General features: G+C 38.3%; 8 protein-coding genes and 1 pseudogene (1 of these 9 only partly in view). 8 read left to right on the forward strand and 1 reads right to left on the reverse strand.

The window, feature by feature from the left end:
- Positions 1–444: 444 nt before the first annotated feature.
- The 4 genes from V7149_RS14945 to V7149_RS14960 all read left to right on the forward strand — a co-directional run bounded on the left by V7149_RS14945 (position 445) and on the right by V7149_RS14960 (position 4861).
- Entirely contained in the window at positions 445–1053 is a 609-nt protein-coding gene (locus tag V7149_RS14945; protein WP_335346407.1) for an SAM-dependent methyltransferase, read from the forward strand.
- Between the two features lie 394 nt (positions 1054–1447).
- Positions 1448–2590: a trans-sulfuration enzyme family protein gene (locus tag V7149_RS14950; RefSeq protein ID WP_335346408.1), complete on the forward strand. Its 1143-nt coding sequence runs from the start codon at positions 1448–1450 to the stop codon at positions 2588–2590.
- 442 nt (positions 2591–3032) lie between these two features.
- Complete coding sequence (locus tag V7149_RS14955) at positions 3033–3689, forward strand: 5-bromo-4-chloroindolyl phosphate hydrolysis family protein (RefSeq protein ID WP_335346409.1); 657 nt, start codon at positions 3033–3035, stop codon at positions 3687–3689.
- Positions 3686–4861: a toxic anion resistance protein gene (locus tag V7149_RS14960; RefSeq protein ID WP_335346410.1), complete on the forward strand. Its 1176-nt coding sequence runs from the start codon at positions 3686–3688 to the stop codon at positions 4859–4861. Before V7149_RS14955 ends, V7149_RS14960 begins: the two co-directional genes overlap by 4 nt.
- 63 nt (positions 4862–4924) lie before the next feature.
- On the opposite strand, the gene V7149_RS14965 is transcribed toward V7149_RS14960, so the two are convergent.
- Entirely contained in the window at positions 4925–6580 is a 1656-nt protein-coding gene (locus tag V7149_RS14965) for a PAS domain S-box protein (protein WP_335346411.1), read from the reverse strand.
- Between the two features lie 171 nt (positions 6581–6751).
- Here V7149_RS14965 and V7149_RS14970 point away from each other — a divergent pair, with 171 nt between their 5' ends.
- The 4 genes and pseudogenes from V7149_RS14970 to V7149_RS14985 all read left to right on the forward strand — a co-directional run.
- Complete coding sequence (locus V7149_RS14970) at positions 6752–6985, forward strand: excisionase family DNA-binding protein (RefSeq protein WP_335346412.1); 234 nt, start codon at positions 6752–6754, stop codon at positions 6983–6985.
- A 133-nt stretch (positions 6986–7118) separates the two neighbouring features.
- Entirely contained in the window at positions 7119–7679 is a 561-nt protein-coding gene (locus tag V7149_RS14975) for an FAD-dependent oxidoreductase (protein ID WP_335346413.1), read from the forward strand.
- Positions 7680–7895: 216 nt separating this feature from the next.
- Positions 7896–9296 carry a M28 family peptidase gene (locus V7149_RS14980; RefSeq protein WP_335346414.1) on the forward strand — a complete coding sequence of 467 codons (1401 nt, stop codon included), beginning with the start codon at positions 7896–7898 and terminating at the stop codon, positions 9294–9296.
- A gap of 174 nt (positions 9297–9470) precedes the next feature.
- A pseudogene (locus V7149_RS14985) lies at positions 9471–9735 on the forward strand (DMT family transporter) (it continues 564 nt past the right edge of the window).

Raw genomic sequence — 9735 nt, forward strand, 5'->3', positions numbered from 1 at the left:
TCAGTGGGGGATGAAGGCCAACTAAGATCGCCACGTCCTAATGTCTTTGTCGACGCTAGCACGTCCTGTGTGTCGGAAAACCCCCACTGATTGAAGTTTCACTTTATAATGAATCATATGATAAAAAAATAGCAGGAATTATTGTATTCTCCGTTTAGCGAATTGTTTTATAAATATTTTGACTAGTCATCATTAGGGTGAAATTGATTCATGCATGTAGAGGGTGCGATTTTTTAGTAAGTGCCATTGGATGGATACTTTTCCTGTTGCAATGAGAGTATATGATGTACATTTTAATATATACGAAATTCAAGATGATGGTTTAGAAGTTTTGTAGAAAAGCAGTTGTAAGTAGGAGTTTATAACTATTTAATTATAGCCAAATATGGGTAAAAAGTAAATTATTTCAAATAGGTAATGTTGTTAGAATAGGAGATCATTTTTATGAACGAACGTTATTTTGACGGATTATTAAATATTAGGACATGTGGGGATCAAAAGGGCTTCAATCAATCCTTTCACTACCATCGATATGAATCAACTCCATACAGTGCACTTGACCTATTATTTAACCAATATGAACTGAAAAGCAGTGACAGGCTAGTTGATTTTGGGTGTGGAAAAGGTAGATTAAACTTTTTTACAAATTATTTATTCCATTCTACAGCGGTTGGGGTGGAAATGAATGAAGGATATTATGCAGAAGCGCTTGAAAATCTTCAGAGGTATGGAAAGAAATTCAAAAATAGAAAAGATGATATTCACTTTCATTGTTGTTTAGCTGAAGAATACGAAATTGATCCAGCGGACAATCGGTTTTATTTTTTCAATCCGTTTTCAATACAAATCTTTATGAAGGTTATCAACAATATCCTGTTGTCTGTGGAAAAATGTAAACGGAACATCGAGCTAATATTATATTATCCATCAGAGGATTATACTTATTTTTTAGAAAATCAAACTGCCTTTGAATTGACGAAAGAGGTCTTATTACCGGAATCTAAACATAATCCAAATGAGAGATTTTTGATTTATCGTTATTCAATAAACTAAGCTTGTTCATGGTGAGTGTTTTAGGTATAGCAACGCGAAAACAAGAGCCATGGATCATTCATGGTGAGTGTTTTCGATAGAGCTACGCGAAAACGAGAGTCATGGATCATTCATGGTGAGTGTATTAGGTAGTGCAACGCGAAAACAAGCGCCATAGATCATTCATGGTGAGCGTTTTCGATAGAGCAACACGAAAACAAGCGCCATAGAGCTTTTATAGTGAGGGTTTAATATTTGGTCCCACAAATAACGGTCTTTAGTCAAAAAGAAATAAATCCTAGTTAATTGATGAATCATATAAGAATTTCAATTGGATTTCAGGTGAAATATTGATAAAATTCAATTAATCGAACTTTTATTAAAATAATTTATATTTACAAAGAAGGTGTCTGTTTTGGAAAAGAGATTTGAAACATTAGTTTTGCACAGTGTAGAAAAATCAAAGAAACCGATAAAAAGCAAGGTAACACCTATTTATCAAACTTCTGCGTTTACTTTTGAAGATTTAGATGACATGGAGGGGTATTACCAAGGGGAAGGGAATTACTTATATTCTCGTGTTGGCAATCCAAATACCGATGAACTTGGTCAGGCGGTTGCAGCACTCGAAGGCGCCCCTGCAGGTGTTGCCACATCATCAGGGCTTTCAGCTATATTGGCAGCGGTTCTTACCGTGCTAAAAAGCGGTGATCATATCATTGCTGCGGAAGATGTTTATGGGGGCAGCTTCCACTTATTAAAAGAAGAATTAAGTCAACTGGGGATTGAAACAACATTTGTGTCCTTCTCCAATCTGCAGCATGTGGAACAGGCTATTCAGCCAAACACAAAGCTAATGTATACAGAATCGATCACCAATCCCCTTTTAAGAGTGGAGGACATTGAAGCTGTTGTTCATTTTGCGAAAATGCATCAATTAGCTGTGCTTGTTGACAACACATTTGCAACTCCCTTACATTGCAGCCCATTTAAGCTCGGCGCAGATTTAGTCGTTCATAGTGCAACGAAATATATTGGCGGTCATAGTGACGTTACTGCCGGGGTCGTTGTCGGAAGAGCAGATTTAGTAGAAAAGGCGAAAGCGAAAGTCGTAAATCTCGGCGCAAATGTAAGTCCATTTGAAGCTTGGCTTACATGCCGTGGGCTTAAAACACTGGCCCTTCGTATGCGAACCCAAACCACTAATGCAAGAAAACTAGCTGAGGCTCTTCAGGGGAATATAAATATATCCAAGGTGTATTATCCTTTTAATGAAGCAGAGACAGGATATGGCGCAATGGTTACGATCGAGCTTTCAAAAAGTATAGATGTTAATCAATTCTTTAAATCCCTTTCATGGGTAAAATTAGTTCCGACCCTTGCCGGAGTTGAGACAACGGTTTCGCATCCTTTACTGACCTCTCACCGTGCCCTTCCACCTGAAGCAAGCGAAGCGTTAGGTATTACGAGAGAGGTCGTAAGGATCTCTGTTGGCATCGAACATCCGGAAGATATTATTGCAGCCTTTGAGCAAGCGATTAAAAATTCAATAAAATAGTTTCTGAGCAGAAACCATTCATGGCTAGAACGCTGGCCGTGAATGGTTTTTTTATATGTTTCCGAAATTAATTCTCGCTCGCTAATTTTGTTTTGCTACGTCTCAAGTCCTATAATAATTTAAGGTTGAGGTCTATAGATGAAAGTGAAATTTTCCTGTATCTTTATAGAAGAGAAGGAATTTTTTATAGCTGAAACCTGTATTTACTTCATACGTATATATATTAAGAATTTTATCTTTATTCAGCATTAGTCTTTCACTTCTAAAGTGATAAGATTAATGCAAACAGGTATTCAATTCAGCAGGGGGTAAAGCCCTAGCTGAATAAAGATAAGCCTCCGGCGGATGCCTCAGATTTTTTAGAGGAAATTATCGAGCTCGCTCGATAAAAATCTGGGCGCAAATTCGCCCAGGCGAATTTGATTTTAGGAGTCGATTAAATATGAATCAATTTTTAGCATTTCTATTACGAATGTTAATTGCTCTTCCAACATCGTCCAGTGTATGGCTGCTAAGCTATTTTGCCTTTAACCAAACATTCTGGCTCTCAGGTGCCATTGGTTTTGGGGCCGGAGTTCTTGCTTATTTAATGACAGGCATGATACAAAAGCAAAGGTTCTTAAAACGCCATCAACTGACAAGGAAGGAATACCAATTTATTAAGAAAAACATCGATGATTCCAAACGAAAAATTTCCCGCTTGCATAAGGCGCTTTTCTCGATTCGTCATATTCCTTCTTTGAAGCAAAGAATGGAACTAATGCGAACAACGAGAAAAATATACAGGCTAACGAAAAAGGAGCCAAAACGTTTTTACAAAGCGGAACAATTTTACTTTTCCCATTTAGATTCAGCCGTTGAGCTTTCGGAGAAATATGTGTTTTTATCCGCTCAGCCCAAGAAAACATATGAGCTCGACCAGTCACTTTATGAAACACGCCGTACCCTTGAACAGTTGACGGCCATGGTAGAAGAGGATTTATATAAAGTCATCTCAGATGATATTGACCAGCTGAACTTCGAAATTGATGTCGCCAAGCATACAATTAAAACCATAAAGGATTCACGAATTATCGATGAAAGCAGGAGATTAAAATGAGTGAGCACAATCCAACTCTTTTAAAAAACACAAGCAGTACAAACTTAATGGATGATCTGCTATCTAATCCATTTGGGGAAAATCTTGAGCTGACTAGCAAAAATGAACCGATAAAAGAAAAACCTGTTAAGCTGATTGACGTGATTCCAGAAGAAAATAGACAAATGGCATACGAGCTTGCTAAGCAAATTGATCCGACAAATCATCAGGCGATGATCTCTTACGGGACGCCTGCACAGTCAAAGCTATTGTCCTTCTCCAACTCGATGCTCGAACAAGTCCAAAAAAAGGACATCGGGGAAGTAGGGGAAATCATTAGTGAATTAATGATGAAGTTTAATGAAGTGAATCCAGATGATTTGAAGGGGGAGAAATCATCCTTTCTTTCACGTATGTTTGGCAGAATCTCAAGCTCGATACAAGAGACTTTGTCCAGATACCAGAAAACTGGCGCACAAATTGACAGAATTAGCGTAAAGCTTGAACGCAGCAAAAATATCCTGCTTTCAGATGTGGTCATGCTTGAAAGGCTTTATGAGAATAACAAAGAATATTTCCATGCCTTAAATGTTTATATTGCAGCGGGTGAAATTAAGCTCGAGGAATTGCATGATGTAACGATTCCAGCATTAAGGAAAAAAGCCGAAGAGTCGAACGACCAAATGAAGTTCCAAGAAGTCAATGATATGATTCAGTTCGCAGACAGGCTAGATAAACGACTCTATGATTTGAAATTAAGCCGAGAAATTACGATTCAGAGCGCTCCGCAAATCCGTCTAATTCAAAATACGAATCAGGCGCTTGTTGAAAAGATCCAATCGTCTATTATGACTGCTATCCCGTTGTGGAAAAATCAAGTAGCCATTGCCCTAACGCTGATTAGGCAACGCCATGCGGTAGAGGCACAAAAGCAAGTGTCTAAGACAACGAATGAGCTCTTGTTGAAAAACGCTGAAATGTTAAAAACGAACACCATTGAGACTGCAAGAGAAAATGAACGTGGCATTGTTGATATTGAAACATTAAAGAAAACTCAAGAAAATTTAATTTCTACACTGGAAGAGACTTTAAGAATTCAGGAGGAAGGACGCCAGAAGCGCCGCCTAGCTGAGCAAGAGCTGGCAACAATGGAAAGCGACTTAAGACAAAAACTGCTTGAAATCAAAGGATAAATATAGCCTTTAAAAAGGAAGAAGATCTACTAATCAAACGCTTGATTAATAGATCTTCTTTTATTAATTAGTTGTTTGTTCTACACTTTTTTCATTCGTTACTGGTAATTTGATTAGGACCTCTGTTCCTTCATTTATTTTACTATTGAATACGATTGAACCATTATGAGATTGCACAATCTTGTAGCTGACAGTCAGACCTAATCCTGTTCCTTTTTCTTTGGAAGAATAAAACGGCTCGCCGATTTTTTCCAGCCGTTTTTCAGAAATACCACAGCCCTGATCCTTCACAAAAATGGGGACTTCGCCATTCTCTTCCGGTTTTAAATAGACGTCCACTTTTCCTTTGCTTGGGGATGCCTCAATGGCATTCTTGATGATATTGATAAAAAGCTGCTTTAATTGATTTGGTTCGCAGTCTATCGTATATTCTTGAATATCTGAAATAAAATCAATTTGGACATTATATAAATTGGCATCAGATTGAAGCAATGAAATGACCTCAAATAGAATGAGATGGATATCGGCACGGGTAAACTGGACCTGCTGGGGCTTAGCCAACAGGAGCAGCTCCCCGGCTATATAATTAATTCGGTTTAATTCGTCTAGCATAATTTTATGATATAAATGATCTTTTTCGTTCTCCTTCTGAAGCAGTTGAACAAATCCGATGAGCGAGGTAAGCGGATTGCGAATTTCATGTGCCACACTTGCAGCTAGTTCACCAACAACGGACAGCTTTTCTGTTCGTCTTAGTCTTTCCTCCGTTTGCCTAATATGGGTGACATCCTTTCCGTAACCGAAAATCCCATCGATTGTCCCATTTACGATGATCGGAAGATTCGTGCATTGCAATGTGATGATTTCGCCGTTCTTATGGGGCAGCTTAAGCTCATACTTTTGAACACATTCTCCTTTTAGGATATTAGAAATCGCCTTTTGGATTGCCTTTTGTCCTTCTAATGGCAGCGAGTCTTTAATATTTTTGCCAATTATTCTTTGATCATCATAGCCAGTAACAGCTTTAAATTGCGGATTTACATTTGTTATGATTCCGTTCAGATTGATCATATAAACAATATCAGGATTATATTCAAATAGGGATTTATACTTTTGCCTGCTTCTTTTTAGCAGGTTTTCAACGATCTTTCTTTCTGTTATATCTCTTCCAATAATGACTAGACCCTTGCGGCTGCCGTCTTCATGAAAGAGAGGGACTTTAATCGTGTCAAACGTTTTTTGCAGACCATTCGGAAGAGGGATGACTTCCTCAATACGTGTGATCCCTTTATTCTTCCAAGCCTCTTCATCCGATACCTCACAGTAGATTAACGCGTCCCGGTAAAACTCTGTATATTCTGCTAGTTCCGAGTCCTTTTTTCCTTTGTAATCTACATCCTCAAGCTGAAATAATTTTAAGCCAAATTCATTGGCCTCGATCCAGCGCCCTTCCCCGTCCTTGAAGTTCACGAAGTCAACCATTGAGTTGATAAGGGTTGATAATCGCCTTTCTTCTCCTTTAAGTTTGTTTGATCGTTCCATCTTTTCCATAAAATAATAAAATAGCCAGCCGGTTGTAAGTATATAAAGCAGTTCCTTCATTCTTTCGATCGTATTGATAAGTGAAGAAGGCTGAAATTGACTAAGAAGATAGTTGGTGCCAAAAATCCAAATAATACTTATCATTATGTATAGGATAAAGAGTTTCTTTTTGTTCATTTGATTCGTGTAACTCCTGTTCCATACCCGAATGGAGAAAATAATCATTCCATTTCCCTATGTTCGTAATGGTATAGTTATAACTAGAAAAATAAATTTCCAGTCCATAAACATTTTATCCTAGTTTGATAGACAGTAAAAGACAAAAAAAATTACTGGAGTGACATTATATTGTATTTAACCATTGAAGAAACAGCAGAATATTTATCTGTCTCAGTAACATATGTGGAGAACTTAATTTTACAAGGAAAAGTTCGAGTCTTACATGATAGTGAAGGGGCGGTATTGGTCTATAGGGATCAGTTTAAGACACATTTTGAACAGCTGGAGAAATATAAAAATTTAGTCAAGGAATTGGAAAATGAACCAATTCCAGAGGATCGAGATATTAAAGACGAGGACTAGAGTTTTCTTCCCTTCATGAAGTCCATAATAGTAGAGAAGAATAGGGCTGAATTGTATAAGTCACATTATTTTACAAAGAGCCTTTATTTAGTTAATCTAATATTATGAAATTATATTTAGGAGGAAACAAGTTATGTACGATATTACAATAATTGGAGCAGGGCCAGCAGGAGGAAGTGCGGCATTATTCGCTGCTAAAGCAGGAAAAAAGGTATTAGTCATTGATAATGATAAAAGTGTAACGAAGCGTGCATGGTTAGAGAACCATTATGGCGTGCTTGAGATTTCAGGTCCAGATTTAGTCGAGGTTGGGAAGAAGCAGGCTGCTAAATTCGGTGCTGAAATTGTTGAAGCATCCGTTGAAAATATTGAAAAGTCAGAGGCTGGATTCGCGGTTCAAACAGATAATCAGACATATGAATCTAAGCATGTGATTCTCGCAACAGGCTTTTTAACAGATCTTGCCGAAAAAGCAGGATTAAAAACAAAAGATGGTACAGAACCGAGAGTTAAAACGATTTTTGATGTGGATGTAGCCGGAAAAACGAATATTGATGGAATATGGGCAGCAGGCACTGCTGCAGGGGTAAGCGTGCACACGATCATCACAGCAGGAGACGGCGCAAAAGTTGCCATTAATGTGATTAGTGAGTTAAATGGTGAACGTTATGTTGACCACGATGTTTTAAAATAATTTGGATGAGCCAGCCTTTAATGGGCTGGCTTTTTTCGTGCTTATTTTTCGACAAAGCTGCAAGTCATGCTTTATTACCCGTGTCTTTTATCCTTAGTTAAACAAAAATGGAAAAAAATAGATTATTTGTCCTACCTCGGAGTAGTTACAAATTCCCTTCCTTAATATTTAGAATAGTTTAATATTTTTATTAATCTATGTCTTAGGAGGGATTCTATGAAAAAACCATTATTATCTATGGCGCTAGCAACCACATTAGCCTTTGGTGCGGTCGGCACTTCGGCTGTATTTGCGAAGCCGAATGAAGTTGGACAAGCTCAGCCAGTTAATGTATTTGATCACAAAGTCATCGATAAGATTAATGCAGAAAATATTTATAAAAATATTGAACATTTATCTAAAACACCACGTGTGGCTGGTACAGAAGCTGAGGAACAAGCAGTCAAGTATATTAAAGAACAATTCGAGTCATATGGATATGATGTTGAATTACAGCCGTTTACTTTTTATGGCTATACACCTCCAAGTTCGATTGAATTGAACGTAAATGGCTATGATGGAGTGCTTAAACCAAGTTCTTTTACATACACAGTAAGCGGCAATGTTTCGGGTGATCTTGTTTATGCAAACTTAGGAAAGAAAGAGGAGCTTGCCAATACAGATCTGACTGGAAAAATTGCTCTCATCAAACGCGGTGATATTAGTTTCGCTGAAAAAGTGTTAAATGCGGCTGAAAAAGGTGCTGCAGGAGTTATTATTTTTAATAATACGGGCGGTGCAGTAAACGGAACGCTTGGCGAAGCCAATGATAAATATGTTCCGGCTGTCTCTTTAACGCAAGCGGAGGGCGAGGCACTTCTTGCTAAGCTAAATGCAGGAACCGAATTAAGGACAAGCTTGAAAATTGAGGGTGCTAAAGCGGGAGAAAGTCTTTCCCATAACGTAATCGCTACGAAAAAACCGACAAATAAACAAAAAGATACCGGTAAAGTAATTGTCGTTGGGGCTCACCACGATTCAGTTGCAGGTGCACCAGGAGCAAATGATGATGCCTCCGGAACGGCAACGACACTTGAGCTTGCACGTGTATTTAAAAACGTGCCGACTGATACAGAAATTAAATTTATTACATTTGGCGCGGAAGAGCTTGGATTAATTGGCTCAACCTACTATGTTAACAATCTATCAGATGACGAACAAGAGCGCACGATTGCTAACTTTAACCTTGATATGGTTGGAAGCAGGGATGCGGGAGATTTAGTCTTGCTTACTCTTGATGGGAAGCCTAACCTAGTGACTGAGCTTGCCCAGGCTTCAAGCACAAGACTTAACGGAGAACCAACTCCATATGGCCAAGGCGGACGCAGTGATCATGTTCCATTTGCCGAAGCAGGAATCCCAGCAGCATTATTTATCCACAGTCCGTCTGAGCCTTGGTACCATACACCTGAAGATTCCATTGATAAAATCAGCAAAGAAAAGCTTCAGGATGTAGCAGAGATTGTGGGAGCAGCAGTTTATGACCTAGCTCGCTTCGACAACATGGGACCAAAGCCGAAAAAAGGCCCTAAAGTAAAAGCTGATAAAGATCAGCGCCATGAGCAGAATATAAAATAGTATTGAATAATGAAGTCAGTTCTCTATTGTGAGAGCTGGCTTTTTTCTTCATGGATTCAAATAAAATGAATTTGTAAAGATTTCCATGCTAAAATAGGTTTAATTATGTGAAAGTGAAGGAAGAAGGAAATCATTTTGAAAAATATACAAACCTATCTTTTGCTAATAGCGATTATGATGGCTTGGGGATTTAATGTGCCAGTTGTCAAGATACTTGTAGGTTATTTTCCGCCCGTTACCATTACCTCTTTGCGAATTTTTACGGCAGGGATCTCAGTCTTTCTCATTATGGCTTTGATGCGGAAAATTCGAAGGCCGAGTAAGGAAGCATGGAAGTTTATTATTTTTGGCAGCTTGTTCAACGTAGTCGGCCATCATTTCTTCTTATCAGTAGGTCTTACGAATACAACAGCTACAAATGGGGCGCTCATTTTAGGAA

Source organism: Bacillus sp. JJ1503, assembly GCF_036965125.1.
Taxonomy (GTDB): Bacteria; Bacillota; Bacilli; order Bacillales; family Cytobacillaceae; genus Cytobacillus.

What these genes read in the sequence shown, in the direction of transcription:
- V7149_RS14945 (WP_335346407.1), top strand. Translation starts at nt 445, where the DNA reads ATGAACGAACGTTATTTTGACGGATTATTAAATATTAGGACATGTGGG.
- V7149_RS14955 (WP_335346409.1), top strand. Translation starts at nt 3,033, where the DNA reads ATGAATCAATTTTTAGCATTTCTATTACGAATGTTAATTGCTCTTCCA.
- V7149_RS14960 (WP_335346410.1), top strand. Translation starts at nt 3,686, where the DNA reads ATGAGTGAGCACAATCCAACTCTTTTAAAAAACACAAGCAGTACAAAC.
- V7149_RS14965 (WP_335346411.1), bottom strand. Translation starts at nt 6,580, where the DNA reads ATGAACAAAAAGAAACTCTTTATCCTATACATAATGATAAGTATTATT.
- V7149_RS14975 (WP_335346413.1), top strand. Translation starts at nt 7,119, where the DNA reads ATGTACGATATTACAATAATTGGAGCAGGGCCAGCAGGAGGAAGTGCG.
- V7149_RS14980 (WP_335346414.1), top strand. Translation starts at nt 7,896, where the DNA reads ATGAAAAAACCATTATTATCTATGGCGCTAGCAACCACATTAGCCTTT.